Source organism: Chitinophaga pinensis DSM 2588 (assembly GCF_000024005.1).
Classification (GTDB): Bacteria; Bacteroidota; Bacteroidia; order Chitinophagales; family Chitinophagaceae; genus Chitinophaga; species Chitinophaga pinensis.
Genome location: NC_013132.1, coordinates 6873773 through 6900440, shown reverse-complemented (window position 1 = coordinate 6900440; position 26668 = coordinate 6873773). Strand labels below are relative to the sequence as shown.

Annotated in this window: 22 protein-coding genes; 10 read left to right on the top strand and 12 right to left on the bottom strand. The window is 46.4% G+C overall.

The window, feature by feature from the left end; genetic code table 11:
- The first annotated feature begins 14 nt into the window (after window positions 1-14).
- The 4 genes from CPIN_RS26710 to CPIN_RS26695 are packed head-to-tail and all read left to right on the top strand — an operon-like array spanning window position 15 to window position 4425.
- Window positions 15-1535 (top strand): RagB/SusD family nutrient uptake outer membrane protein, encoded by a 1521-nt coding sequence (locus CPIN_RS26710; RefSeq protein WP_012792993.1) that lies wholly within the window; start codon window positions 15-17, stop codon window positions 1533-1535.
- A 9-nt stretch (window positions 1536-1544) separates the two neighbouring features.
- Window positions 1545-2468, top strand: coding sequence for an SGBP N-terminal domain-containing protein (locus CPIN_RS26705; protein ID WP_012792992.1), 924 nt, complete (start codon window positions 1545-1547; stop codon window positions 2466-2468).
- Between the two features lie 11 nt (window positions 2469-2479).
- On the top strand, window positions 2480-3508 hold the full coding sequence (locus tag CPIN_RS26700; RefSeq protein WP_012792991.1) for a glycoside hydrolase family 26 protein: 1029 nt from the start codon (window positions 2480-2482) through the stop codon (window positions 3506-3508).
- Window positions 3499-4425 carry a hypothetical protein gene (locus CPIN_RS26695; RefSeq protein WP_012792990.1) on the top strand — a complete coding sequence of 309 codons (927 nt, stop codon included), beginning with the start codon at window positions 3499-3501 and terminating at the stop codon, window positions 4423-4425. The genes CPIN_RS26700 and CPIN_RS26695 overlap by 10 nt, the downstream gene beginning before the upstream one ends.
- Before the next feature lie 53 nt (window positions 4426-4478).
- On the opposite strand, the gene CPIN_RS26690 is transcribed toward CPIN_RS26695, so the two are convergent.
- The 3 genes from CPIN_RS26690 to CPIN_RS26680 all read right to left on the bottom strand — a co-directional run bounded on the left by CPIN_RS26690 (window position 4479) and on the right by CPIN_RS26680 (window position 11130).
- Complete coding sequence (locus tag CPIN_RS26690; protein ID WP_012792989.1) at window positions 4479-5144, bottom strand: hypothetical protein; 666 nt, start codon at window positions 5142-5144, stop codon at window positions 4479-4481.
- Window positions 5145-5205: 61 nt separating this feature from the next.
- Window positions 5206-6879 (bottom strand): DUF5060 domain-containing protein, encoded by a 1674-nt coding sequence (locus tag CPIN_RS26685; RefSeq protein ID WP_012792988.1) that lies wholly within the window; start codon window positions 6877-6879, stop codon window positions 5206-5208.
- 66 nt (window positions 6880-6945) lie between these two features.
- Window positions 6946-11130: a two-component regulator propeller domain-containing protein gene (locus tag CPIN_RS26680; RefSeq protein WP_044219800.1), complete on the bottom strand. Its 4185-nt coding sequence runs from the start codon at window positions 11128-11130 to the stop codon at window positions 6946-6948.
- Between the two features lie 308 nt (window positions 11131-11438).
- On the opposite strand from CPIN_RS26680, the gene CPIN_RS26675 reads away from it, so the two are divergent.
- The 3 genes from CPIN_RS26675 to CPIN_RS26665 all read left to right on the top strand — a co-directional run bounded on the left by CPIN_RS26675 (window position 11439) and on the right by CPIN_RS26665 (window position 14454).
- Window positions 11439-12335 carry an AraC family transcriptional regulator gene (locus CPIN_RS26675; protein ID WP_012792986.1) on the top strand — a complete coding sequence of 299 codons (897 nt, stop codon included), beginning with the start codon at window positions 11439-11441 and terminating at the stop codon, window positions 12333-12335.
- Between the two features lie 215 nt (window positions 12336-12550).
- Window positions 12551-13576, top strand: coding sequence for an SDR family NAD(P)-dependent oxidoreductase (locus CPIN_RS26670; RefSeq protein WP_012792985.1), 1026 nt, complete (start codon window positions 12551-12553; stop codon window positions 13574-13576).
- 65 nt (window positions 13577-13641) lie between these two features.
- A complete protein-coding gene (locus CPIN_RS26665) occupies window positions 13642-14454 on the top strand; it encodes an AraC family transcriptional regulator (protein WP_012792984.1) in 813 nt (270 codons plus the stop codon).
- 13 nt (window positions 14455-14467) lie between these two features.
- Here the strand turns inward: CPIN_RS26665 and CPIN_RS26660 are convergent, their stop codons facing one another.
- The 4 genes from CPIN_RS26660 to CPIN_RS26645 form a co-directional block, all read right to left on the bottom strand.
- Window positions 14468-15103 carry an OmpW/AlkL family protein gene (locus tag CPIN_RS26660; protein ID WP_012792983.1) on the bottom strand — a complete coding sequence of 212 codons (636 nt, stop codon included), beginning with the start codon at window positions 15101-15103 and terminating at the stop codon, window positions 14468-14470.
- 131 nt (window positions 15104-15234) lie between these two features.
- The gene (locus CPIN_RS26655; RefSeq protein WP_012792982.1) at window positions 15235-15687 is read right to left on the bottom strand and encodes a hypothetical protein; all 453 of its coding nucleotides are present in this window, start codon (window positions 15685-15687) and stop codon (window positions 15235-15237) included.
- Between the two features lie 95 nt (window positions 15688-15782).
- The gene (locus CPIN_RS26650) at window positions 15783-16490 is read right to left on the bottom strand and encodes a LytR/AlgR family response regulator transcription factor (RefSeq protein WP_012792981.1); all 708 of its coding nucleotides are present in this window, start codon (window positions 16488-16490) and stop codon (window positions 15783-15785) included.
- Entirely contained in the window at window positions 16490-17539 is a 1050-nt protein-coding gene (locus CPIN_RS26645) for a sensor histidine kinase (protein WP_245552035.1), read from the bottom strand. The genes CPIN_RS26650 and CPIN_RS26645 overlap by 1 nt, the downstream gene beginning before the upstream one ends.
- A gap of 542 nt (window positions 17540-18081) precedes the next feature.
- Between CPIN_RS26645 and CPIN_RS26640 the strand changes: the two genes are divergently transcribed.
- The gene (locus tag CPIN_RS26640; protein ID WP_012792979.1) at window positions 18082-18480 is read left to right on the top strand and encodes a cupin domain-containing protein; all 399 of its coding nucleotides are present in this window, start codon (window positions 18082-18084) and stop codon (window positions 18478-18480) included.
- A gap of 85 nt (window positions 18481-18565) precedes the next feature.
- Here the strand turns inward: CPIN_RS26640 and CPIN_RS26635 are convergent, their stop codons facing one another.
- The 3 genes from CPIN_RS26635 to katG form a co-directional block, all read right to left on the bottom strand.
- Window positions 18566-19306 carry an SDR family oxidoreductase gene (locus CPIN_RS26635; protein ID WP_012792978.1) on the bottom strand — a complete coding sequence of 247 codons (741 nt, stop codon included), beginning with the start codon at window positions 19304-19306 and terminating at the stop codon, window positions 18566-18568.
- A gap of 66 nt (window positions 19307-19372) precedes the next feature.
- Entirely contained in the window at window positions 19373-20260 is an 888-nt protein-coding gene (locus CPIN_RS26630; protein WP_012792977.1) for an AraC family transcriptional regulator, read from the bottom strand.
- Window positions 20261-20415: 155 nt separating this feature from the next.
- The gene (gene katG / locus CPIN_RS26625) at window positions 20416-22686 is read right to left on the bottom strand and encodes a catalase/peroxidase HPI (RefSeq protein ID WP_012792976.1); all 2271 of its coding nucleotides are present in this window, start codon (window positions 22684-22686) and stop codon (window positions 20416-20418) included.
- Window positions 22687-23072: 386 nt separating this feature from the next.
- Between katG and CPIN_RS26620 the strand changes: the two genes are divergently transcribed.
- Both CPIN_RS26620 and CPIN_RS26615 read left to right on the top strand, forming a co-directional pair.
- The gene (locus CPIN_RS26620; protein ID WP_012792975.1) at window positions 23073-23969 is read left to right on the top strand and encodes a DUF6263 family protein; all 897 of its coding nucleotides are present in this window, start codon (window positions 23073-23075) and stop codon (window positions 23967-23969) included.
- Between the two features lie 460 nt (window positions 23970-24429).
- Window positions 24430-25179 carry a hypothetical protein gene (locus tag CPIN_RS26615; protein ID WP_012792974.1) on the top strand — a complete coding sequence of 250 codons (750 nt, stop codon included), beginning with the start codon at window positions 24430-24432 and terminating at the stop codon, window positions 25177-25179.
- A gap of 75 nt (window positions 25180-25254) precedes the next feature.
- On the opposite strand, the gene CPIN_RS26610 is transcribed toward CPIN_RS26615, so the two are convergent.
- Both CPIN_RS26610 and CPIN_RS26605 read right to left on the bottom strand, forming a co-directional pair.
- Window positions 25255-25515, bottom strand: a complete 261-nt coding sequence (locus CPIN_RS26610; protein ID WP_012792973.1) for a DUF6520 family protein — start codon at window positions 25513-25515, stop codon at window positions 25255-25257.
- Window positions 25516-25601: 86 nt separating this feature from the next.
- Entirely contained in the window at window positions 25602-26657 is a 1056-nt protein-coding gene (locus CPIN_RS26605) for a hypothetical protein (protein WP_012792972.1), read from the bottom strand.
- Window positions 26658-26668 lie beyond the last annotated feature (11 nt).

Below are 26668 nucleotides of genomic sequence, written 5' to 3'. Positions count from 1 at the left end.
TTAAAATCACAGACATGAAAAAATTCGCTTACAGATATATACTCCCCGCCATGTTGGGCGTTTCCACGCTGGTGGGCTGTTCTAAATTGGATGAGCAACCCTATGGGATGATCAATTCACAGACCTACTATAAAACTGCCGACGACGCACGGGCAGCCATTATATATGCCTATTCCATCCTGCCGGAGGTAGGTTATTACTCAAGAGGTTATTATATCATCACAGAATTACCGACAGAGAATCTGACGCAGAAAGGCGATGCGGGCGTAGGCAACTTCGAACTGGATGAATTGCGTACCACATCCACCAACCCCGATCTCGACAATATCTGGACCTATATGTACAGAGGTATTGCCAGGGCGAATGCGGTGATTGCCAATGTGCCGAAGATCCCTGGTATGACGGATGCAGAACGTAACCAGATCACAGGGGAAGGTTATTTCCTGCGGGCCTTACACTTCTTTAACCTGGTAAGGATGTTTGGAGAAGTGCCTTTACGCACAACGACTATTGATGATGCTTCGCAGATACCTATTGCGAAATCCCCTATCAAAGACGTCTATACACAGATCGTCAGTGATCTGCAGGCGGCAGATTCATTGATTACCCAATCGCGTATCAGTGAAGGTCGTGCCAATCAACCTGCGGCAGAAGGATTACTCGCGAAGGTGTATCTGCATCTGGCATCTTCCAAAGCATCCGGTTCTCCGGGATATGATTTTGTGACTAATCCGGACGAGTTATATGCACAGGCAAAATTATATGCAGAGAAGGTAGTTGCCGGCCAGTCGGCATTTGCATTAACACCTGCATTGCCAGATATCTTTAACATTGATATCTACAAGAAGGCGGCCGTAACAGAACACATTTTTGATGCTGCTGTGGACAGAAGCGGTGACCGGGAAGGTAGTTTTTCAAAACTGCCCAACATGTTCCTGCCTGCCGACCGTCCCATGACGATTGCCTATAACCAGTTAAAGCCGGATAGCGTGAAGATTGATATAGGACAGGGCTGGGGACACTTCCGGACAGAATCAGGTGTTTATTTCAGTTATGCGGATAACGACCGTCGGAAAACACAGTTGATCGTGTCATCTTATACCAACAACGGACAAACCTACCAGCTGGATATCAGCAGCAGTTCCCGTCCTTTCACCCGTAAGTTCATTGATCCGGCACGTATAGGAGATGCCACCAGTGCCAATTCTCCTATCATCCGGTATAGTGATATCCTGCTCACCTATGCGGAGGCCTGCGGACCTACGGCAGATGGATATGCTGCTGTTAATAAAATACGCGCCCGTGCAGGTATTGGCGATTTACAGCCCGGACTGAGTGCTGCTACTTTCCGTAATGCAGTCGTACAGGAACGTGCCTGGGAACTGGCTTTTGAAGGCAGCCGTTTGTTTGATCTGCGCAGAACGAATACCATGGAAAAAGTACTGGTACAGCAATATGGTAAAGTCATCACCAGCGGCGCTTACTTCTTCCCGATTCCGCAAAGGGAACTGGATACAAATCCTTTAATGAAATAATTAATCGTTATGAAACAACTGTCTCTTTATATATCCTTGCTATTGATCATCTGCTGCAGCGCCTGTACGAAAGATCCCTTTGATGGCGTCAGCAGCAATGAAAGATCTATTGAAGCAATTACTTTAGGTGGCGGACTGGTACAGGTAGGACCGGCCGCCATCAACAGAACGGACGCGAAAGCTACGGTGAAAGTACTGGTGCAGGCAGGTACAGATCTGAGTAAAGTAGTGGCACAGATCCAGACTTCCTATAAGGCCGATATCTCCCCTGCGAATGGAGTACCTGTTAATTTTACGGCGAGTAACAACCAGGCGAAATTTACTATTACTTCAGAATCAGGCAGCACCCGCGAATGGACGGTAGAGATCATTCCATTCACAGAAACACTGCTGGGCACTTATTCCATACAATCCCTGGTACTTTATGGCGGTACCGGACCGGAATATGGTGGTGGCGGTGTCATCAACCTGAAAGACAAACCCTGGGTCTGGACGGGTGCTGATACGCCGGATAAGGAACTAGATAATACGATCACGTTTGAATTCGGTGGGGTGACTGCGGATGGGAAAACGACTGGTAAGGTGACCAATAACGCTGGACCAGACGGTGCTTATGCGAGCTTTCTGTACAATAACCCCGTAATGGACCTGAATAATGTATATCGCCTGGTACCAACCGGGGAAAGTACCTGGGAAAGAGATTATGTGAACAATACCGTTACCTTTATCAGCAAAGAAGGTAAAAGGACCAGCGGCGCTTTCCTGGGCGCAATGAGCATTGATCTGGGCAATGGTCTGAATAAAACGATTACAGATAACTCCCTTGATTTTACACTTAGCGGCACCGATGACTGGGGAAATATCTATTCCGATCTTGACAAATTTGTGAAACGTCCACGTCGATTCTGGATAGATATTAAAAAGAACCAGTAACTGCCACAGATATGAAAACTATGAGTCTGCATATTATTATTCTCTCTTTATGGATGGCCTTCGGCGCCTGTTCCAAAAATGCGAACGAAAAAGCCACCACGGGTACGGAAGAGGATACAGTACAAAGTAATTTCCGCACGGTAAAATACCTGTATAGCCTGGCAGGGAAGAAAACATTGTCCGGTATCCATAACCGCGAACCTAACAGTACGCCTGCGAAATGGACCAACGAGATCTTTACGACTACCGGTCGTTATCCGGCGCTATGGAGCGGGGATTTTCTCTTTCAGCAGGACAATATTGATAACCGGCAGAAGATGATTGATGAAGCCGTGAGACAATGGGAGAAAGGAGCCGTTATCAACCTGATGTGGCACGCCTGTAATCCGGCCAACGAAGAGCCTTGTGCGTGGGATGACGGCAAGGGCGTATTAAGTAAACTGACCGATGCACAGTGGAAAGAACTATGTACAGATGGCACTGTACTCAATCTGAAATGGAAGGCGAGAGTAGATGAAATCTGTATTTACCTGAAACAATTACAGGATAAAGGAGTGGAAGTACTCTGGCGTCCCATGCATGAAATGAATCAGGGTAAGTTCTGGTGGGGCGGTCGGCCAGGAGCGGAAGGAACGGTTAAACTGTACCGGATGATGCATGATTATATGTCCAGGATAAAGGGTCTGAATAATCTTATCTGGGTATGGGATATTCAGGATTTTGGTTCGCTCGCCGGGGATGCCGTCAGCTATCATCCGGGGGAAGACTACTATGATATCGCCGCCCTGGATGTATATGATGGTTCCGGCTATACCCAGTCAAAGTATGAGGTCATGTTACGGGCAGCGAAGGGTAAACCGGTTGCCATCGGGGAATGTGATAAATTGCCTACTGTCGCGGAACTCAGGAATCAGAGCAGCTGGATATTTTTCATGAGCTGGTCCGAACTGACTTATGATAAAAATAGTAATGCGGAGCTGCAGCAATTATACAACGCCGATAACGTCATCACGCTGGAAAAAATGCCTGGATGGAAATAAGACAGCGACTGGGGAAATTATTGGTAGCCTGTTGTGCATACGGTGGATGTTTTACATCTGTAGTAGCGCAACAGGCTACTCCTTTTAAGCCAATATTACGTGCGGATATTGCTGCCACCGGCGTCCGCAATCACCTGATCTGGTCTGTAGCAGGGAACAGTCAGGGTACTGCTCCTAATATTATGTCAGAACTGGAATGGTATGCACAATCAGGCATAGGTATGAAAGGTAGTCTGACATACCAGCCATTCCGCAGATGGTTTACAACATTGTCTTTCAGCAGGGCGGGTTATATCAGCGGACATGCTACTGATAATGACTATCAGGAAGATGACAGGCAGTATCCGACCTTTGCAGGTAAGTTTCGTGCAGATAGGGGGCGTATAAAGGAGCTGCATGGTGTGGTAGGTTTTGAGCTGTATACCTCCGGACGAATCAGCTGGAATATACAAACTGGTTATACGGAGCAACATCAGCTGAACTACCTGTTACCTGCAGACGTCCTTACGCCACAGGATCTCCGGACTACCTATTTTAGTAAATGGAGCGGGATGTTGATCAATACAGCAGTGCAATGGCAGACATCAGACAATACATTGTTAAGAGGAACATTGGCTTATAGTCAGTTATGGTATCGTGCGGAAGCCGACTGGAACCTTATTCCCAGTTTTCAGCATCCCCTGAGTTTTCTGCATGTGGCAAAGGGATATGGGCTGCGTCCTGCTGTTGCGATGGAGAAAAGACTTTTAGGTTTTACTGCAGTGCAGCTGGAACTGGCCTGTGACTATCGTATTACGGGGCATGGTTCCGAGCAGTTGTATCTACGGAATGGAGGACTGGCGGTGACCCGTCTGAACAGTGTGAAGAGCCGTGGATGGAGCCTAAGCATCGGTGTTCCTTTCAGCTTTCTGCAATAAAAAAGGGACGTATCCTAAGATACATCCCCTAACGCCCCGGGAATACATAGTATTTAGAAAGTGGTCATGTTGTACATTTCAATCTGCTGACCTGTCGGGCTGTTCCCGCCATACCAGTGATTCGTACCCACGAAGTAATACCAGTTATTGTAGTAGTTACCACTGTTGTTAGTCAGTGTAAATTTATAGGTGCCGTCTACATAAAAGTCAACCTGGTGTGTATTGTTGCTTTTTGCCTGGCATTTGAAAGTGTGATAGCCATTATCATTGACAGAGATGGTCTGGTAGATATACTGACCGCCCCCTTGCAGGTAGCCCTTCAGTACATTATCGTTGAGTGTCTTTACAAATCCCATCTCATTCCCGTTCCATTGGGTCACATTATCGCATACGAAAACGGCCTGTTCGCTGGCACTGCTATTGGCGCTGCTGCCGCCTTTAAAACAACCATAGAACTGGAGGCCGGTAGCATTTTGTCCGCCGTTTTGCTGTGCGGCATCAATATCTGTGCTACAGTTACCAACAGGCACACAGATACCATTCGTGCCTGAGATCAGATAGGGGTGTCCATTACAGGTACCCCACAGGTTGAAGGCGTTCTGTGGCAATGCGGCACGGGGTACTGTTTTGTCTTTTCCGCCATCAGCGGCAACATCTTTTCTGCAGCTGATAGTCGCACATAAAGTGAGTGCAAGGAGTACAATAGAAACGTGTTTCATAACATTTACTTTTTAGTGGAATGATCAATTATTAGGGTGGATAAGGGCGTTCAGCGTTGTGTCAGGGTTTAAATACCAGTATGATCTCTTCTTTTGCGGGCAACACGGTATTGCTGATCTGGACTGTTCCGTCAGCAGTACGCTTATAGATACTTTTATTCCAGGTGTTTTTTAAGGGATGGAAACATTGCAGGGTATAACCGGATGGAATGTTTACACGTATATCGGCAGATTGCTGCTTTGTTGTATTGTTCAGCGCATAAACAAAGATGGTATTGCCGCACTTTATGGCGTAAGATTCCAGTATTGCGGCCTGCACCGGTAATTGTTCGAATTGTCCCTTACCTGCCTGTAACATCATTTTATTGATGGTACTGACGCTTTGCAGATAGGGTGTCATGTGCTGGTCGTCGAATAATTCCCACCACCAGGACATCGGCAGGACAGGCGTCGGACTGAACATACCATACCACAATCCACGGCGATAGTCATAATTAGCTTCCGTAGCATATTTTGGATCCTGGTCTTCCCAGCGATAGCCAAATTCTCCTACTACATAAGGTTTGCCGAAAGTCTGTATGTAATCAGGATAGATGCCCGGTATCTTTTCTGTATGCTTATAGATGTGTTTTTGATTGAAGTCGATATAAGGAATCGCATTCATCCCGATAATATCCCGGTGTGAGATGCTGGTACTGACGAGATGATGGTAAGGGTCAATATCTTTCAGATAACGGCTCATTTCCAGGTGCCATTGCGCAATGACGGGCAGCGGGATCAATATGCTATCCTGTTGTGTAAAGGCGGCATTATCTACCTCATTAAAGAATTCCCATACGGCAATGCTGGAACTATAGCCCCAGCGGGCAATGATATAACGTAGTTTATTCTTGTACTTTTCCTGTGCCTGCTGACTGGTGAAGAAAGCTGTGGGGGTTTCTGCCGGACCGCCATTTGCTTTATTATAACTGCTGTGTTTCCATCCGCCGTGTTCCATCAGGTGACCATGCCAGTCGAGCGTCAGCATGAAGTAAAGTCCGAGTGAATCGCACATATCCACCAGCTGATCCATACGCCGGATAGCGCCTGGATGAAAGTATTCCGCTGAAGGCTGATATCGTTTGGTACTACGTGGCTGTTTCCATTCGAGCGGCAGATTCCAGTAACACATCCAGGTACGGAAGAAATTAGCGCCATTATGAGCCAGCGAAGGCAACAGGTAATCATAAGTCCATTTATCATCCTCAAAGGAGCGGGATTCCCAGGCCACGTTTTCACCGACACCCCGGAACAATTCCCCGTTATCAAAACGGAATGTCCACAGGTCATTTTTATGCAGGAAGCCCTTGCGGGTGCTTTTATAAACGGTAAATACGCTGGGTTTACTTTGTACGGTATCCTTCCCGGCGATCAGTTCGAAGTAATACTGATACTGGCCGGTTTCCTGCGGCGCAAAACGTGATTGCCAGTGATGATTTACCTGGTCGAAATAGGCAGGTAAGAGTAGTGGTTTCCCGGAGGGAGATACCAGGCACATATCCAGTTTTATCTCACGCTGGTCATAAGGGTTTGAATAATTCGCTGTGAGATCAATCGTCCACTCTGCTTTTTCATACAGGTTCACAGCAGCAGCTGGTGGCGTAATACGCTGTAGTTTCGTCGAGTCATTTGCATACACCGTGAAAGTAGCCATCAGCAATGCATAACATGGAATGGCTTTTACATAGTTTTTCATGCTACCAAAGGTAGCGGCAGTGCAGACCGGTGATTAATGCTGGATTGCTTATTTATGATGTTTAACCTATTTGACGCCTGCTTTTTTACGGGTCAGGTATTCCTTAGGTCCCATCCCATATTGTTTGATAAAACATTTATTGAAATAGGAATGGCTGTTAAAACCAACTTCAAAAGCAATCTGGCTGATGCTCAGATCTCCTTCCAGCAATAACTGTACGCTTTTACGTAACCTGATGGCTTTGATGAATTCATGGACGGTTTGTCCGGTGAGTGTTTTGACTTTATTATACAGCAGGGTTCTGCTGACGTAGAGTTTTTTCGCAATGACCGTTGCATCCAGTTCCTGATTGCCCAGTTCTGTATCAATAAACTGGATCAGTTGTTTCAGAAACTCCTGGTCTGTTGCGGACAGCTGTTGCAGTTCAGCCGTCAAAGGCATGTCGCTGAAGATCTGTTCGCGAAGGCGCTGGTAGGTGGTGTCCTGTTTGTTCAGGATGTTCAGCAAAACCTGTGACAGCAACTCCGGACTGACAGGTTTAGCCAGATAGGCTTCTATCCCTGCTTCATAACCGGCAGCCTGCATGGTACTGTTTTCCTGGCTGGTCAATATGACTACCGGAATATGGCTGGTAGCACCATCTGATTTGATCTGTTTACAGAACTCAATACCATTAATGCCAGGCATTAAGAGGTCGGCAATGATAACAGCAGGCATGATTTCTCTTGCGAGTGCATACCCTGCATGGCCGTCTTCCGCTTCAAAGATTTCAAAGATATCGGAGAGGATCAGGCGGAGATAATCGCGCATTTCTTTACTGTCTTCTACCAATAAGAGTTTTCTGCCTTTGAGCTGCATGAATTTCTCCGCAGGTAATTCCTGCCATACCCCAGCTTCCTGTTTTGTAGGTGCAGGCGACTGTGTTGTTGCTACGATATCCGGTATGCCTGCAGGCAGGGTGATGGAGAACAGACTTCCTTTTCCTTCCTGACTTTCGACCGTAATACAGCCTTTATTTGCATACAGGAAATCTCTTACAATCACTAATCCCAATCCCGTACCTTTTTCTCCGGCAGTGCCTCTGCTGACTTCCTGTTTGTCAATCTCAAAGAGATGTTCCAGGGTATTATCAGACATGCCGATACCATCATCCGCAACATCTAGTGTGACCTGCTGGTCCTTTTCATTAGCGCTGATCTTTATATGACCGCCATAGTCCGTGAATTTGATGCTGTTGGATAACAGGTTTCTGATGATCACTTCCAGCATCTGCGGATCGGCATAAATCCAGCAGTCCGTTACTTCATTTTGTAGTTTAATATTCTTTTTATGTAGATCCGGTTCCAGTAAGGCGGCGATATTCGCAGTCATCGCTGCCACATTACAGGCGGCAGGTTGCAATTGCATGTGCCGGGATTGTGACATAGACCAGCTGAGCAGATTTACCAGTAATTCGAATACATGGATAGATGAACTGTGCATGTTTTTCAGGTACTGGCGTAAGGTGCCGGCTTCCATTTCCGGCATGTGACCATACAGGTAACCGGAGAGTTCTTTCAGTGCGGCTACCGGGTTTTTCAGGTCATGTGCCAGTATGGAGAAGAAGTAGTCCTTGGAGGTATTTAGTTTCTCCAGTTGGGTGACGGCCATTTCCAGTTCTTTATTCTGACTGGAGATCTGTTGCTGCTGATCAAGGATCTTGTCCGTCTGCCGCACGATTTCCGCATAAGAAAGTTCCAGTTTTTCCTTTTGTAAGGCAATTTTATCGTGCTGTTCTACGAGAGAGGCGTTAGACTCCTGCAAACGGGCCGTTTGTCTTCTTACCTCTGCTTTCAGTTGACGGTTTCTTCTTTTTACCCTGGCTACACGCCAGTAGAATATACCTGTCACACCCAGTGCTAATGCCAGCAATGCTAACATCCTGAACCACCAGGTTTGCCACCAGTAGGGCAGTATGCTGATGGTAAGGGCTTTGGCAGGAGGAAGCCAGTTGCCGTAGATATCGGTGTAACGTACCTGTAGTTCGTATATGCCGGGCGGAAGATGTGCAAAGGATATCTTTCGTTCATCTGTGACGTTGATCCAGTCCGAGAACTGGTTGACCAGTTTATAACTATACTTTATCTTCTGCGGCGCATACAGATTGATAGCCGCAAATTCAATGGTAAAAAATGACTGTTTCTGGGTAAGGGTGATCGTATCTGTCAGATGCAGGTTCCTGCTTAGCACACTATTGGCTTTACCCGGCTGTTGCTCTTCTCCGAAGATGTACAGGTGACTGAAATAAAAACGTGCGGGTAAGTCCAGGGCCGTGATTGTAGCCGGATTGAAGCGGCTGAGTCCTTTTGGTCCACCGAAATACAGCCAGCCATTGCCCGCACGGGTCGCTGCTTTCTGGAAAAAGGTCTTTTCCGGCAGACCGTCATTCTTGTCATACAGGTGGATTTTCTGTGTGGCAGGTTGGAGGAAGATGAGTCCTTCGTTGGTTCCCAGCCACAGGTTATCCTGCATATCGCAGACGATGGATTTCATGGATGCCGGTAGTTCATATTGCCGGTTCAGGTGCAGGAAAGTCTTTGTTTTTTCCTGGAACTGATCCAGTCCCTGCTCTGTAACGACCCAGATATTCCCTTTACTGTCGGACGTAACCATGTTCACGGAGTTGCTGTTGATACTGCCGGTATCCGCTGTATGACTGAAGGAAGTGAATCGTTGCCGGTCCCAGTGAAATAATCCGCTGTAGGTACTGATCCAGATCCTGTTACGATTGTCTTTATACAGGTGATTGACCCAGGCAGGCAACTGCATATTGAAAGGGTAGGTGTGGTTATTCCTGTAATTGGTGAAGTTACCTGTTGCAAGGTTGTATATGGCCAATCCTTCGCCATGGGTACCTATCCAAAGCAAAGAATCATCTGCCAGTAAAGCTTTTACGTCATTGTTGACCAGGGAATTAGAGTCGGCAGGATTATGCGTAAAGCGCTGTATACGTCCATTACCAGGTGTATAGCGGATAAGTCCGTCGGCCCAGGTAGCCATCCACAGATCGCCCTGTTTGTCTTCCTGTATATCATTGATGGCCAGTTCCCCGGAAAGAGGTGTCTTTTGTAAGTTACCTCCGTTCTCCTGTCCGTAACGTATCAGACCATTGCCGGCGGTGCCTATCCAGATGTTTCCGTTCCTGCTTTCATGTACTGCGCTGATGACTGTAGTGATAAGTCCTGGGAGCGCATTGGTACTTCCCAGCAGGTTCGTAAAGTGGTTCTTGTTTTTATTCGTCGTGAAGATGCCATTCCCCGCAGAGGCAAACCAGGTATTACCGAAATCGTCTTCTGTAATAGAGGTAATGGAGGTTAAGGGTAGATTGCCATTCTGGGAGTGGTTGTTGATAGTGGCAGGTGTCAGCTCGTTTTTCCGGACAAAACAAAGCGGTTCACGGCCAATACCTATCCAGACGGTGCCTGCTTTGTCTTCATAGAGGCAGCGGATATTGCTATGGGAAGAGAGTGTATGACCGCTTATAGGGTTGAAGCCAGCTTTTCGCTTACCCTCGATATCTAATACGGCAACGCCTCTGTCTTCCGTTCCTACCCATACTCTTTGCTGTTTGTCTATCAGGAGCGACTGGATTTTGTTGCTGGGTAATATGTCCGTATTACCGGCACTGTTGCGGAGGTAGTTGAACAGGTGGGTGCGGGTATTAAAGCGGACGATCCCCTTATTAAAGGTACCGGCCCATAAGGTGTGACCGGGACCCTGTGCCAGGCAGAAAAGGATGTTTTCGTCACCATGTCCCAGGTACCATTCGGCTTTTTGTTGTTCCGGGTCCAGGCGGCAGAGGCCATTGGAGGTACCCAGCCAGAGATGGTGATCATCATCTTCCAGTATGGCATTGACCGGAATCTTGTCATGCGTTTCGTTCAGGGGTATGCGGCGGAAGACGTTCCGGGCAGGATCGTAACAATTCAATCCATCGATGGTACCAACCCATAAGCGATGCTGACTATCTTCAAAGATGGCATAGACAATATTATTATTCAGACTGAGAGAGTCGTTTTCTCTGTGCAGATATTTGGTAATGGAATATCCGTCCCAACGGAACAGTCCATCAAAAGAAGCCAGCCAGACAAATCCTTTAGTATCATAATAGATTTTCTGGTAGTCGTTGGTAGGCAGTCCGTTGTCAGTGGAGATGCTGTAGATATTATAGTTGGCTGATTGTCCGGAGGCGTCTATAGACGTTCCGGTCATTATCAGTAGTATCAGGATGCTGATCCGCAAAAAAGCCGGCTTACACTCACTTATTCGCATTGTACTTTCCCGTGGAATTGATCTAATTGAATGAAATATACCTGGTAATCAGATATACTCAAATATATTCACGCGTTTTGTCTTGGCGGGTATATTTTTTGGGTAAATGATAAAGTTATTGATTATTAGGCGTTTAGTGTCCAGGTGTACTATTTTTCAAATACGGTGGACCCTGTTTCAACAGCGAATCTGGCAGTAAGGATAATATTGAGCAGCATGAACGCTTGTTCGGCGTAAATCAGAATTCCATGTTGAACGATACTATTTTACAGAAGAAGGTACTGCGCGAAATCACATCATTAGGGGTACATGATTGTTGTTCTATTTTTTTCCGTCACAAGAGACAGTTTGCCTTCCCTTTGCATACCCATGAAGAACTGGAGTTGAATCTCGTATTGGGAGGAGCTGGCATTCAAAGGATTATAGGGGACCATATCGGGCATATCGGCCATGCCGAGCTGGTACTGGTAGGACCGAATCTGCCACATGGCTGGTTTACCCTGGATGACAGGGAGGAGGATATACTGGAAGTAACCCTGCAATTCCGGAAAGAGCTGTTTACAGAAGGGTTTCTCAATACGGAGCTGCTGCATGCCATCCGGAAGCTGCTGGACAATGCAGGGAGGGGTATACTATTCACACCCGATGTGGCGGAAAGGGTGTATGAGAAACTGCTTGCATTGGATAAAATGAGTGGTTTTGATTCCTTTATTGGTCTGTTATCCCTGCTGCATGAGTTGTCTGTGGCGAAGGATACTACCCTGCTTTCCAGTGTGTCTTTTAGTCGTGAGGAAATCGTGTCAGAGAGCCGGCAACTGGAGCAGGCATTTGAATACATGAACCGTCATTACGGGAATCCGATTGCCCTGACAGCGATAGCCAAAGTGGTGCATATGTCTGAAGCTTCTTTCAGCCGTTTTATGAAGGCGCAGACCGGATTGACCTTTACAGAAAACCTGGTGGAACTGAGATTGGGGCATGTAGCCAGAATGCTGGTTACCACACAGCTGACCATTGCAGAAATTGCTTATCACTGCGGCTTTAATAATATGGCCAATTTTAATAAACTATTCAAAAGACATAAGGGCTGTACGCCGAAGGAATATAGGAGCAATTATAATAGGCAAATGAGTGGAGGAAATTAGGAATTAGGAATTAGGAATTAAGAATTGGTTAGCCCACCATCAACACATTACTTCCAGCCTAATCTATATTCTAAAAAATTTATGCCAGTAACTCTTCATTCCTAATTCCTAATTCCTAATTGTCTTTTGGCCTTCTCGGTCAAGTAAAATCGGCCTTTTGAGTAAAGTGACTTGCCGCCGCACTATCGACATTTGACCTAACAAAAAACTTGAAAATGAAACAAGGTAATTATCAGGGTCAATTGCAACAACCGATAGGTTCAGGATTTGATAGACACTCAACAGCTGCGGACGTTATGCGGGGAATCGATCTGACAGGAAAGATCGCTATTGTTACCGGCGGGCATTCCGGTCTCGGACTGGAAACAACAAAGACACTGGCGGCGGCAGGCGCAACTGTGATAGTGGCGGCACGTGATATAGAGAAAGCGAAGAAAAACCTGGCAGGCGTTGCCAATGTAGAACTGGAAGCCATGGAACTAACTGTTCCTGCGTCTATAGATGCCTTTGCGGAAAAGTTTCTGGCTTCCGGCAGACCGTTACACCTGCTTTTCAATAACGCCGGTATTATGTGGGTGCCATTAGCGCGTGATGCAAGGGGATACGAGAGCCAGTTCTCGACAAACCACCTCGGACACTTCCAGTTGACGGCAAGGCTCTGGCTGGCCTTAAAACAGGCAGGAGGGGCAAGGGTAATCAATACTTCTTCCTGGGGGCATCATGCTTCTCCGCTGGTATTTGAAGATCCGAATTTCCAGCACAGGAAATATAATGCGATGTTGGCCTACGGTCAGTCAAAGACTGCCAATGTGCTTTTTGCACTGGAGCTGGACAATCGTGCTAAACAGGCGGGCGTCCGTTCTTACTCATTACATCCTGGTTTGATCCTGAGCACTGATCTTGCCCGTAATATCTCCCTGGATACGATGAAAGCACTGGGTATGGTAGATGAGCAGGGCCAGGCGGTGCATCGGGAATTTAGTGGCGATAAACGCGTAGAACAGGGTATTTCCACCCAGATATGGTGTGCGGTTAGTCCTCAGTTGGCGGATATCGGAGGCGTATACTGTGAGAATACAGATATCGCCGTACTGGATACAGATTATGATCCTGCCGCCAGCTGGGCAGATGATATGGAAAAGATCCATGGCGTTATGCCGTATGCACTGGATGCAGCAGCTGCCCGGCAGCTCTGGACATTGAGTGAAGAACTGACAGGCGTACCGTTTAACATCGCATAAGCGCATAGTTTTGAGCGGAAGTCAGGTCAGATAATGATCTGACTTCTTTATTTTACATTTGTAGTATGGCGGAAAGACAAGTCAACAGGTATGCAGAGAATGTACTGACATGCAGCGAGAATCAGCAGTACAGGGGAGAGATGGTGCTGGATGACAGCGCGTTGGTCCGTATTATTTCCGGTGAGTTAAAGATGGTACATGGAGATCGTCATTATACTTTCGGCGCCGGGGATACCTTTCTCTTTCCCAGGAACCAGCTATCGACCATGATGAAAAACGGAAAGGACGGGAAGCCTTACAAAGCGGTGATCATGCGTTTGACGACTGCTTATCTGCGTGATTATTATACGAAGAACGAAGTACTGTTGGAGCCGGCACATTCCCCGGAGATGCTGTGTTTTGATAAAACCCCTTTGCTGGATAGTTTCTTTGCTTCCATATTCCCTTATTTCGAACTGGATAATCAGTTGCCGGAAAAGCTGGTACAGATTAAGATGGAGGAAGCTATTGAAATTCTGCGTAGCATCAATCCCCATATCGATCGTGTGTTATCAGATTTCTCTGAAGCCGGGAAAATTAACCTGGCTGATTTTATGGAGAAGAACTATATGTTTAATATACCGCTGGAGAAGTTCAGTCATCTGACAGGACGTAGTCTCACTACATTTAAGCGGGATTTTAAAAAGGCGTTTCAGACAAGTCCACAACGGTGGCTTACCCGGAAACGCCTGGAACTGGCACATTATCAGTTGTCAGAGCAACAGCGCAAACCGGTAGATGTGTATTATGAAACAGGCTTTGAGAATCTGTCACATTTTTCCAGGGCCTTTAAAAGCCATTTTGGATACACGCCGACTGCCTTGCTGCAAGGAAAATAATGCCTGCGGAAGATTAGAATTTACATCCGATACCTATACTCAGCAGCCATGGATTGATTTTCGTGTCTGCATGTACCGTCGCTCCACCAGCTACTTCTGGTACGGTGGTCACCGTATTCTCGGTTTTCAGCCAGATCTTTTTAGCATCCACATTTATGAACCATTTCTTAGTGATGTCTATATCAACACCCAGTTGTGTAGCAAAACCGAAGTTATTTTTATAGGAGATGTCCGCTATAGCAGGACCGGTTTTCTTACCGTAAAAGATGGTGTAATTGATGCCGGCTCCTGCGTAAGGTAATATTCCTTTACCTAAAGGCTGGTGATACAGGAAGGTAAGCGTAGGAGGTAAGAGCCATACCTTACCGAGATCTACCTCACCAAGTGCCGTACCCGTAGCTGTTACTTTATGTTTTGTCGTACCGAGTATAAGATTGGCAGATACGCGGTTAAAAAGGAAATAGGTGAAGTCAAGTTCGGGGATCACCGTAGTGGAGATGTCTGCACTACCACCTACAGTAGTAATGTCTGCGCCTGCTTCAGGAATGACTGCCGTCGCTCTTATACGGGCGCGCCATTCGCCTTTCTGCTGGGCCATTCCTAATACGCTGAGACAACATAATACGTTCAGTAAGAGTAACTTTTTCATAATTGTGTTTTTTGTTCTTGGTTACACAAACCTAGCTGAGACGGCGAACAAAAAGCCTGATGACAGACAGTACTCTTCCTGATTATAATAATATGCCCCCGCAGGAGCGGAGGCGTTATGCAGGGGATCAGTTATTTAAACCGGACGGCTGCCAGTAACATATCACCTTCAGGTAATTCCTGTGCCGCATAATGTAAACTAAGACGGCTGCTGCTGTTTTGTTTTTCTACCTGTAACAGTTCTTTTACAGGTATTTCCATCGCCTGAGTTGCATCGTCAAATGTCCATTTCTTCAGGATATTTCCTTTTTCATCCTGGATGGCGATGCCGCGATTGGTACCCTGCCCTTTATTTGTGCAGTGTATGTAGATAATACGCAGCAGGTCCTTGCTGTCTGCCTTATCCAGTTGCAGCATCCTTAGGTTAAGCGGGGCATTGACGGCCTGTTTCAGGATCAGTTTACTGTTGAGATAGATCTCATATCTGTCCAGGCCCCTGTTCGCAGTAAAGGCTGATAAACTCAGGCAACATGCAACAAGCATGAACAGTTTCAGTAATGATTGTTTGAATACTATGTTTTTCATGGTAGAATGATTTAAGTATCTGTATACAATACTAGCCTATAAATAAAGGAGGTAAAAAAATAGTATACGAACTGCCGGAATAATAGAGGAACCGCTTAATAACCGTCTATGAGTTTATCCAGTGCTGCTTTGTAATTTCTGCCAACGGGAATCTGCTGATCTGCAATCAGGATACTGTTTCTTTCAACCCGCCTGATCTTATCTTTCGCTACGATAAATGATTTGTGTACTCTCATAAAGAGCGTTTCCGGAAAGAGCGCCTGCATGGATTTGACAGAGCCTTTGGTCACAATTTTTCCGCTTGTGGTATGTATGATGGCGTAGTCTTTCAGCCCCTGTATATAGGATACATCTGCAAAGGAAAGTTTGATTTTTTGTACACCACTTTTGACGAAGATGAAAGCGGGGATTTCCTGCTGTAGTTCCAGGTCTGCATTATGCCTTTCAAGAGAAAGAAATTCCGTCACTTTATCAACCGCCCTGGCAAATCGTTCATAGGAGATTGGTTTTAGCAGGTAATCGATCACACCTAGTTCATATCCTTCAAATGCATAGTCCCGGAAAGCGGTGGTGAAGACGGTAATAGGTGGCTGGGACAGACTCCGCAGGAAATCAATACCACTGATTTCGGGGATCTCGATGTCCAGCAATAGCAGATCCGCTACCTGGTGTTGCAGGAATGCCTTTCCTTCCAGTGCATTACTGAAGCTGCCGGCGAGTGTAAGTGCTTCGTGTTGCGTGATGTATCCTGCCAGGATCTCACGGGCCAATGGTTCATCGTCGATGATTACACATTTCAGCATCAGCGCATGATTTTTAAATGTACCAGAAAGCGTTCCGGATGATTCGTGATCTCTAATGTATGTTTACCGGGGAATAGCAGTTCCAGGCGTTTCCTCAGATTAAGCAGACCGATACCGCCGTTTTGCATGGTAGGGGGGATCCTGCCTTTATTGTTGGCTATATTTATGTCAAGTGTTGGTCCTGCATCGATATTGATGAAAAGAAAGGCATTGTGTACTGCTTTGCTGATCCCGTGTTTAAAGGCATTCTCTACCAGGGGAAATATCAGGAAAGGCGGCAGCCAGTATTGCTGTACATCGCCCGTCACCGTTAAACGGATATCCGCCTGGTTATCCTGTCTGATCTTTTCCAGTTCAAGGTAGTTATTCAGATAGCTGATTTCTTTTTCCAGTGGAATAACCGTCTGTTCGCTTTCGTATAACATGTACTCCATCAGCTCAGCAAGTTTTAATACGACTGCCGGCGCTTCATCTGATTTTTTAAGCGTCAGGGCATAGAGGTTATTTAAGGCATTGAACAGGAAATGAGGATTGATCTGGGAGTGCAGATAGTTGACTTCTGCCTGTAGCTTTTCCAGCCGGATCTCCTGGACTATTTTCTTCTGCTCATACCAGTCCATACTGAATTTCAGGGCGATGGTCAGCAGCAGATAAAGCGAGGTATGGGTGAAGTTGTAAATCAGTGAAGCCGATAACCGTGCGTTTCTGCCGGGACCGAGTACATATCCGAACAGATAGAAGTCGTAGCCGCTTTGTACGACCAGATATCCTAACAACAGTAGCAGCACCAGCGTGAAGTAGGCCGCATATTTTTCATGTAACAGGAAGCGGGGGATCAGCCAGTGAATATTCAGCCAGGCCAGCGCTATGAGCAGTGATACCCTTACAAGGGCACAGATAAAGAAATTGGGCAGTCCTGCTTTCTGGATCAGGTAGGTACGGTCATACAGGAAGATAAGGGTGACCATCACCCAGTAGGCGGCGTAAAAGTAGCGTTGCCGGGAGGGATGGCTATTGTTGGTCGTGGAAGGCATCGTTTGATTTTTCACTATATACGATATTGATCAGGAAAGGAGAAATCCGGTAGAGGAACAGCAATAATAGTAGAGGAAAGGTACAAAGAAAAATAAACAGGACTTTGGATGGCTCCTTCGGAAGCGTTATAAAACAAGAAGAGGTCTGGCCAGATATCTATGCTCCTACGAATTTAAGAAGGTGCGTAAGCGATATCTGCAATATATCTCGGAAGAACTGATAGAAGACCTGGTTAAATGTTTTACGGCTATTAAGGCATCGCCCCGCAGCATCAATGAATTACACCAGCTCAGTAACGAACGACGTAAATACTCCTCTCAATAGATTCCCCTGTTTTTTACGGCGCGATATGCCTGATTCGCGCCTGATCTTGTCCGCTTAGCCTTATTCCTCCTTTCCCTGCACCGCTTTCCGGCGGTATCTTTACATCATCAACACAAGAGAGATCCTCGCAACGGTCAGTGGTCCCCCATTATGACCGTTCCGTCCAGCGGGAAAAGTGAGGTAACAATACCTGATCAGGAGATCGGGATTTTAAATGCTAAAAACTGAAAAGATGAAAATTTTACTGACTGCTATCGCCGTATTGAGTCTGGGTGCATTTGTTTTCGCAAAACAGGCCCCTAAGCAGCAACCAGGTACCAAACGTACAGAACTGCAAAGACATGACCTGGATGTTCCGGGAAAGGAAACGATTCAGGCACGTATTGATTTTGATCCGGGAGCAGCGTTTGGTATGCATACGCATCCGGGAGAGGAGATTATCTATGTGCTGTCAGGTACACTGGAATACGAGGTAGAGGGTAAGAAACCGGTAAAACTGAAAGCAGGGGATGTATTGTTTATACCTACCGGCGTGAAACATGCCGCCAGAAATGTTGGTAAGGAAACTGGCGCTGAACTGGCTACTTATGTAGTTGAAAAAGGCAAGCCATTGGTAGTATTGGCAAAATAAAATGTAGTGTGTGATGTTTAATATGAAAAGATCGGGGTTATGATAACTCCGATCTTTATTTTTTATGACAATAGGTAACTATCGTTTACCAGGCACTGATGCCGGTCTCCGGATTATTATCATCACTGTAGAATATACCGGAAGGGCCGTTTTCACCCAAAGTCGCTGCTTTTACTACACGGGCGGCCGCGTCCTGTACGGTACCCGGACCGCTGTGATGATTGAAGTCCGTAGCGGTATAACCAGGATCCACTGCATTCACTTTAAACGCGGTGTCACGCAGATTATACGCCAGTACGATGGTATAGGCATTGAGTGCCGCTTTAGAGGAGACATAGGCGGATGGTTTGACAAGATAGTGTTTCCAGGCAGGATCATTTTGCAGGGTGAGCGAGCCCAGACCGGAAGTCACATTGACGATCCTGGGGGCCGGAGAAACCTGCAACAGATCAATGAATGCCTGTGTTACGGAGATGACACCGAAGTAGTTTGTTTCGAATACTTGTCTGAAGATGCTGATATCCGTTTCCAGTGCAGTTTGTGCTGTCATACTACCGAGTACGCCGGCATTATTGACCAATACGTCCAATACTTTGATTTGTTGGCCGAGTGTGTGACGGGCTGCCTGTATTGAATCAACGTTGTCCACATCGATCACCAGTGCTTCCACCTGGCTGAAGCCTTCTGATTGTAACTGGCTGACTGCCTGCCTGCCTTTTTGCAGATCACGGCAGCCCAGGTAAACGTAATATCCCTGTTGTAATAATTGTCTTGCTGTTTCGAAGCCGATGCTTTTATTTGCTCCTGTTATCAGTACTGTTTTCATGATTGATTGTTTAACAGTACAAAATTACCGGGGAGAGGGCTCCCGGCTGTAACACATCCATCGGAGTTAATGGTACATTTTGCGGATTTCTGTCCGGAAGCCGGCTGGGGTTACCCCTGTTTCTCTTTTAAAGAAGCGGTTGAAGTAGGAGGCATCAGAGAAACCCAGGTCAAAGGCGATATCCTTGAGTGAGTTATTGGTGTGAAAGAGCAGTCTTCTGGCTTCCATTACAAGGCGTTCGTGTATGTGTTTGATAGCGGGTTTACCGCTCTGATTTTTGATCACTTCGCTTAAATGCCCGGCAGAGATGTGTAGCATGGCAGCATAGTCCGCAACTTCATGGTATTGCTGGAAGTACCCGTTGATCTTCGCCTGGAACTGCTTTAATAATTGTCTTTCTGTGGAGGTATCTTTCCCCTTGTACTGTTCTGTATACAGGCGGCTCAGATAGGTCAGCAATACCGTCAGATAAGCCGCTAACATACGTTGTTGCCATTCTCCGGATTGTTCATATTCCAGCCGGATCTTACTGATGATCTCTTCTATAAATAATATATCGGGTGCTGTCAGCGCCAGTTCGTGACCATTATAAGGATTGCGGATGATGGGAAGATTATTCAGGGAGGCATTGTCCTGGGAAGACAGGAATTCCGGTGTAAAAGCGATACCGGTACTCCATAGTTCACTGAATCCTTCTTTTACGATCATGTTATCGGGACCGCTGAAGTAGACGGTGTTGTTCTTTACTTCGTAAGGCGTCATATCTATCCACTGGCGACTATCAGCCTTTCTTATAAAAACGAGCAGATAGTGACTTTTGCGGTGTGGCACCAGCAGGTCGGTCTGATCAGGCAGGCCACCTTCATAGTGATACACCTTAAAGTGTTTATCACCTGTTTTGTCCGGGTTCAGTGAATAAATAGGTACTTTTTGAGTCGTATTCAGTATTTGCATGGCCTAAAGTATCAGGATAATGCTATGTTGAAATGTTATTGCGGATAAGTATAACAGGTCGCGAAATTAACATAAAGGCCCCATTTAAAGAGAAAAACCTCTAAAGTGCCAGGTCCGGCACTCAGAGGTTTTTTACTTATCACTGTTAAATCTTACTATTTAGCGAGATCAAATCTGTCCAGGTTCATCACTTTGTTCCAGGCAGCTACAAAATCTTTGATGAACAGTTCCTGACCATCTCCGGCGCCGTATACTTCCGCGATAGCTCTGAGTTCGGCGTTAGAGCCAAATACCAGGTCAGCGCGCGTGGCGGTCCATTTTACTTCACCGCTGGTGCGGTCGGTACCTTCAAAGAGTTCCTGATCGGCAGATACTGCTTTCCAGGCGGTTTTCATATCCAGCAGATTTACGAAGAAATCGTTGGTCAGTACACCCGGGCGTTTAGTAAATACGCCTTCAGAACCGCCGTTATAGTTTGTGTTCAATACGCGGAGGCCACCTGTTAATGCGGTTAATTCAGGCGCTGTAAGCGTGAGCAGTTGTGCTTTGTCGATTAGTAATGCTTCTGTGGAGGCAGGCACCCTTGATTTGCGGTAGTTACGGAAACCATCGGCGACTGGTTCCAGGAAGCCTACAGATTCAACATCTGTCTGGTCCTGAGAAGCGTCTCCACGACCAGGCGTAAATGGCACGGTAAGTGTCTGTCCGGCGTCTTTAGCTGCTTTCTCTATACCGGCAGCACCTGCCAGTACGATCAGGTCAGCAATGGATACTTTCTTACCACCGTTGTTAAATGCTTTCTGGATGCCTTCCAGTACGTCCAGTACTTTCTGCAGCTGGGAAGGGTTATTCACCTTCCAGTAGCGTTGTGGCGCCAGGCGGATGCGGGCGCCATTAGCACCACCACGTTTGTCGGAGCCACGGAAAGTAGAGGCGGAGGCCCAGGCGGTAGATACCAGTTCAGATACGCTTAATCCTGATTCCAGCACCTTTGCTTTGAGTGCCGCGATATCGTTTTCATCGATCAGCGGATGATCTGTTGCGGGGATAGGATCCTGCCACAGCAATACTTCTTCCGGTACATCCGGTCCGAGGTAACGGACACGCGGCCCCATATCGCGGTGGGTCAGTTTGAACCAGGCGCGGGCAAATGCATCTGCAAATGCGTCTGCATCTTCCAGGAAGCGTCTGGATATTTTCTCATACACCGGATCAAATCTCAGGGATAGATCGGTGGTGAGCATAGTTGGTCTGTGTTTTTTGGAGCTGTCGTATGCATCCGGGATGATGTCGTCTGCATTTTTAGCAACCCATTGGTGTGCACCAGCCGGACTTTTAGTGAGTTCCCATTCGAAGTTGAAGAGGTTTTCGAAGAAGTTATTACTCCATTGAGTCGGCGTGGTAGTCCATATTACTTCCAGTCCGCTGGTGATCGTATCAGCACCTTTACCGGAGCCATAGCTATTGTTCCAGCCGAGGCCCTGTGATTCCAGTCCGGCTGCTTCCGGTTCTTTACCCACATGGCTGGAAGGAGCCGCGCCATGCGTTTTACCGAAGCTGTGACCACCTGCTATCAGGGCGACTGTTTCTTCATCGTTCATTGCCATACGGCCGAAGGTATCGCGGATATCTTTGGCTGCTGCGATCGGGTCAGGATTGCCATCCGGTCCTTCGGGATTTACATAGATCAATCCCATTTGTACGGCTGCGAGTGGTTTTTCGAGGTCGCGGGAGTGGATATCACCGTCCGCATCATCATCGGAAGAAACTACACCATGTTCTTTAGGTACGCCTTCAGAACCGTGGGCATAGCGTATATCGCCACCCAGCCAGGTGGTTTCTGCACCCCAGTATACATCTTCTTCTGATTCCCATTTATCTTCACGTCCACCGGCAAAACCGAAAGTTTTAAAGCCCATGGATTCCAATGCTACGTTACCCGTTAGGATCAGTAAATCTGCCCAGGAGAGGCTACGGCCGTATTTCTGTTTAATCGGCCAGAGCAGGCGACGGGCCTTATCAAGGCTGACGTTATCAGGCCAGCTGTTCAGCGGCGCAAAACGTTGTTGTCCTGATCCTGCACCCCCACGGCCATCAGTCACACGATAAGTACCGGCGCTATGCCAGGCCATACGGATGAATAAGGGGCCGTAATGCCCAAAGTCCGCCGGCCACCAGTCCTGCGAGTCGGTCATGAGTGCGTGAAGGTCTTTTTTCACCGCTTCCAGATCGAGGCTTTTAAAGGCTGCTGCATAGTTAAAATCTCCTCCCAGGGGATTCGATGCAGGCGCGTGCTGCCGCAGAATGTTCAATTTTAACTGGTTTGGCCACCAATCGCGGTTCCTGGTGCCGCCGCCGCCAGTGTTGTGCTTCAAAGTGCCATTGTGGAACGGGCATTTACTGATGTCGTTTAATTCTTTTTCCATTTGTAATAGTAGTTTATGGTATTGAACAAACACTTGCTTGCACGGGGTATTTGTGCAGGTTGCTAAAGTTATGATATTGGGGATAATAATGGGAATTAATTAATTCTATGTTTCAATAGTTTATGTCTATTACTCTTTGATGGCTGATTCTATAAAGAATTAATAATTAACAATTAAGAATTAAGAATTGGAATGCAGCGTAGTTGTCTGTAATTGTTAACTCTTAATTCTTAATTCTTTGGCTCCTGATTGAAATATTAAGTTTAAATGAATTCTCCCTGCAAGCGGAAGGCTGGTGGCATACTATCATCAGAATGGGATAAGCGGCAATTAGTTTATATGATCATTTTGATATATTTGTTATTTCAAACCAATAGCATATACCTATGACCATTAGAATTGCTGTCCTGATAATGGGCCTTATCTCCCTTTCCTTCATCTCATCAGGTCAGGTAAAAAAGTCAATTATTCCAGTATTGAATCCAGGAGAACAGTACATTTTCAGAAACACTGCCATTTCAGACATTCATGAAGACGGCGTACGCGCTATTAATCAGACTGCTTCCACCAGCTGGTTCCTGCGTGTAGTTGGAAAAACAAGCTCAGGCAAATTAATGTTAAGAGCTACTTATCTTAAAATCAACCAGCGTACAGAGCATCTTTTTACACATGATCTGACAGGTTTCAACTCAGATGACTTTAACGAGTTTGTGGTGAAAAGCACATCTGATGAACTGCATAAGCAAAACGATCATCTGCGTAAACTGGGCGAAGGGATGCTGGGAAAATCATTTACTGTATACATCACGCCTGACTGGCAGGTAGATCAGGTAACCGGTGTGGATACACTGATTAACAATGCATTGGCTGGTATGGAAGGAGATGACGCTTCTATTGCACAGGGCTTCGGAAAAACGATGCGCGGAACGATCAGCAATGAAGAGATCAGAAAGGTATTCGAAGACGCATTGTCTTACATTCCGGAATCAGAAGTAGGTGTAGGGGACAAATGGAGTAAAGAGGAGAATCACCAGATAGGTGCATTGCAGGTAGATTACACGGTGAAATCTGATGATGGCAATCGTATGGAGCTTGCAATATCCTCCGGTTCTGCTATTAACACGGACATCCAGGCTTCTTATTCCAGGAAAGGTACTGTTACTGTTGATTGTAAAACCGGCCTGGTGATACAGTCTTCTGTGAAGGATGATATGAAACCAAGAGCAGGTAATATCACCAGATTAGTGGTAAAGACAGTAAAGAATGAAATGCAGAAGAAATAATGCGGCGCGCTCCGGCACTTGAACCGGAGCGCTATTTCTTAATGACAATAGCGGCCGATCAAAACTGTTTAGGTTTTAGCCCCTGCACGCATCATTCCTGCCTGTTTTTTGTAGTAGATCAGCCAGATAGATTATTTCTGCTGATGATTTTTCTGCAACCAATGTCTCCATTCCGAGCGGTTAGCCGGACAAAAAGTCTCCCTGTCTTTTTCCTGCATGACAGTACTATTTCAGTTTTATGATACAAAGCTAAAAGCGGTAAGTGACAGCCCGATGTCAGGAAACCTGCGGGAAATTGTTCTCTTTATCCGCGTGTCCGGAACAAAATAAGCTTACCATCTGTTAGTATATCGATCTGAACTACAGCATTCAGCTGTCTGGTAGGCGGCATTCCTTCGTCTGGCTTTTTTACAACATACACCACTGAACCTGTAATTATTACATTTAAAAAACTCCATCAATGAACCAGCTAAGATTCATGAGCATATTTGCTTATGCAGGCCTTGCCGTATGCCTGATCTCCTGCGGCGGACAGCACCCCGAGAAGAATGCGCCAGATACCACGGTTATTGTAGACAGTACAGTCGTCGTTAAGACAGCAACACCTGCCGCATCCGCCGCTATTACAACACCCCAGCAAATGATGGTGGTAAGACACAAGGTGGCCAATTTTTCCAAATGGCTGCTTTCCTATGAGGAGCATGATTCTATGCGGCAGGCGAACCAGATACACAGCTATGTCATCGGACGTGGGCTGCAGGATAGCAATATTATTGTGGTTGCCGTGAAAGTAGATGATATGGATAAGGCGAAGGCTTTCAGTAAGGATGCGGGTTTAAAGAAAGCCATGCAGAAAGGGGGCGTAACGGGAGCGCCTTCGTTTGCCTTTGTGACGATGACCTATCAGGATACGGTCACAATTGCCTCTGATGTCCGCTCCTGGACGACGTTTACGGTAAAGGACTGGAGCGCCTGGGAGAAAGCGTTTACGGAAGGGCAGCAGGAAAGACTGGACAATGGATTAACTGTAAGGGCGTATGGACATGATGCAGACAATGACAAGAGGGTGGTGCTGGTCGTAGCGGTGACCGATAGCGCCAAAGCGCATGCCTACTGGAAATCAGATATGCTGAAACAAAGAAGGATAGCATCCGGCGTGGTAGATGATCCACAGCGTTTTATTTTCCGGGTGGTAAAGCGATATAAATGAGGAAGATCTTCTGTTACAGATCATTTTTCAACAAAAGCCTTGCAGGATTGCAAGGCTTTTGTTTTATCCCTCTGATCAAGGTTGTGAGAGTACGGTACTACTGCATGTGCCATTAGACTCCAGTTGGAGCAGCTGCAGCGTAACACCAGACAGTGTGACCCGGCAGGTATTAAAGCCACCGGCACAGGAGCCCCGGTATACGCAGGGAGATCCCTGACTAGGCACCTGTTGCAGGTTGGTGTATCCAGATCCGGGTGATTGGGCATTCGTAGCAAAAGCGCCGGCAATGGCCAGGGCAAATGCGCTTACTGATAATCCCATTTTTCTAAAGTTCATGACAGCGAAAATTTTGAATTCGGATGTATGCCTACTATTTTCTACAGGTTTTCGGCGACGCCTGTTCTATTGCAATAGAAATATTATTAATGTCCGGGGATGGTATATGCATGTAAGGTGTGATCATGTAATGTAAACAGCTGGTGGCCCTGTACGATGAAGTCTGTAATACGATCTTCTGTAGGCAGGGGAACGTATAGTGTGTAGATATATTTTCCGTTATCCAATGCATATACGTCTATGATTTCCTGCTCACGTCTGATCTGTTTGTCTTCGTTGTCTGCAATCAGGGTAGAGAGTATGTAGATCCTGTTATCAGCCGTTCTGACCCTGCTGTTGACATAGATAGGCGGCGCAGAAAATTTACTGATACCGGTTGACATACTTGCTACCTGTATTTTGGCTTTTGTGTTTGTATCGAGTGTATGTCCTGTGTATTGTTGTTGCAGGTTGGAGTCCAGCGTAATAAATTCATTCCGGTAGTGATAGGCGTATACCAGTCTGCCAGTTTGTTTATCATAATCAAGTGTACCGTCGGTACAGAATATACCATCTACCTGTTTGGTAATACTATGGGGACTGATTGTTACATATGGAGAATCTGTTTTGATCTTTGCCAGTATGTTTTGTTTGTTTCCCAGGGAATCGACATGAATACTGCGGGAGATAAACGAAGTGGGAGAGACGTTTTGCAGGATATTAAAAAAGCAGCTTTGTGGCAGAAACCGTTGCAGCCGCAAACTGTAAAGATCTCCTTTATACAGTGAGGGCGTATTTCCTTCTGCCATATAAACAGCGGGAGAATCTACCATGATCCTGGCGAGTTTCCAGGCATAGCGTTCACCCGGCGACAATTGGAGGGTGAGTTGTTGTGTGTCCCGGAGTTGCTGATCGACAGTCAGCAGGTGCAGGGAGGCGGAATAATTGGCCAGATACAAATGTTGATCTGTTGCTCCTGCAATGTAGTATGCGGGATATTTCAATTCCAGGGTGTGTTGTAAGACCGCATTTACAGCGGGCATTTTTCGGGAGAATCCATTTTTACTTTCGTTGGGTTTATCTGCAAATGCGTAAAGTATAAGCACAAGCAGGAGGCAGGCGGCCGTACAGACGGCCGCAAAATGAAAGGGCTTTTGCATCATGTCGTGTTCAG

What these genes read in the sequence shown, in the direction of transcription:
- CPIN_RS26660 (WP_012792983.1), bottom strand. Translation starts at nt 15,103, where the DNA reads ATGAAAAAGTTACTCTTACTGAACGTATTATGTTGTCTCAGCGTATTA.
- CPIN_RS26675 (WP_012792986.1), top strand. Translation starts at nt 11,439, where the DNA reads ATGTTGAACGATACTATTTTACAGAAGAAGGTACTGCGCGAAATCACA.
- CPIN_RS26655 (WP_012792982.1), bottom strand. Translation starts at nt 15,687, where the DNA reads ATGAAAAACATAGTATTCAAACAATCATTACTGAAACTGTTCATGCTT.
- CPIN_RS26610 (WP_012792973.1), bottom strand. Translation starts at nt 25,515, where the DNA reads ATGAACTTTAGAAAAATGGGATTATCAGTAAGCGCATTTGCCCTGGCC.
- CPIN_RS26670 (WP_012792985.1), top strand. Translation starts at nt 12,551, where the DNA reads ATGAAACAAGGTAATTATCAGGGTCAATTGCAACAACCGATAGGTTCA.
- katG (WP_012792976.1), bottom strand. Translation starts at nt 22,686, where the DNA reads ATGGAAAAAGAATTAAACGACATCAGTAAATGCCCGTTCCACAATGGC.
- CPIN_RS26650 (WP_012792981.1), bottom strand. Translation starts at nt 16,490, where the DNA reads ATGCTGAAATGTGTAATCATCGACGATGAACCATTGGCCCGTGAGATC.
- CPIN_RS26700 (WP_012792991.1), top strand. Translation starts at nt 2,480, where the DNA reads ATGAAAACTATGAGTCTGCATATTATTATTCTCTCTTTATGGATGGCC.
- CPIN_RS26640 (WP_012792979.1), top strand. Translation starts at nt 18,082, where the DNA reads ATGAAAATTTTACTGACTGCTATCGCCGTATTGAGTCTGGGTGCATTT.
- CPIN_RS26605 (WP_012792972.1), bottom strand. Translation starts at nt 26,657, where the DNA reads ATGATGCAAAAGCCCTTTCATTTTGCGGCCGTCTGTACGGCCGCCTGC.
- CPIN_RS26710 (WP_012792993.1), top strand. Translation starts at nt 15, where the DNA reads ATGAAAAAATTCGCTTACAGATATATACTCCCCGCCATGTTGGGCGTT.
- CPIN_RS26690 (WP_012792989.1), bottom strand. Translation starts at nt 5,144, where the DNA reads ATGAAACACGTTTCTATTGTACTCCTTGCACTCACTTTATGTGCGACT.
- CPIN_RS26620 (WP_012792975.1), top strand. Translation starts at nt 23,073, where the DNA reads ATGACCATTAGAATTGCTGTCCTGATAATGGGCCTTATCTCCCTTTCC.
- CPIN_RS26635 (WP_012792978.1), bottom strand. Translation starts at nt 19,306, where the DNA reads ATGAAAACAGTACTGATAACAGGAGCAAATAAAAGCATCGGCTTCGAA.
- CPIN_RS26695 (WP_012792990.1), top strand. Translation starts at nt 3,499, where the DNA reads ATGGAAATAAGACAGCGACTGGGGAAATTATTGGTAGCCTGTTGTGCA.
- CPIN_RS26705 (WP_012792992.1), top strand. Translation starts at nt 1,545, where the DNA reads ATGAAACAACTGTCTCTTTATATATCCTTGCTATTGATCATCTGCTGC.
- CPIN_RS26685 (WP_012792988.1), bottom strand. Translation starts at nt 6,879, where the DNA reads ATGAAAAACTATGTAAAAGCCATTCCATGTTATGCATTGCTGATGGCT.
- CPIN_RS26615 (WP_012792974.1), top strand. Translation starts at nt 24,430, where the DNA reads ATGAACCAGCTAAGATTCATGAGCATATTTGCTTATGCAGGCCTTGCC.
- CPIN_RS26630 (WP_012792977.1), bottom strand. Translation starts at nt 20,260, where the DNA reads ATGCAAATACTGAATACGACTCAAAAAGTACCTATTTATTCACTGAAC.
- CPIN_RS26680 (WP_044219800.1), bottom strand. Translation starts at nt 11,130, where the DNA reads ATGACCGGAACGTCTATAGACGCCTCCGGACAATCAGCCAACTATAAT.
- CPIN_RS26665 (WP_012792984.1), top strand. Translation starts at nt 13,642, where the DNA reads ATGGCGGAAAGACAAGTCAACAGGTATGCAGAGAATGTACTGACATGC.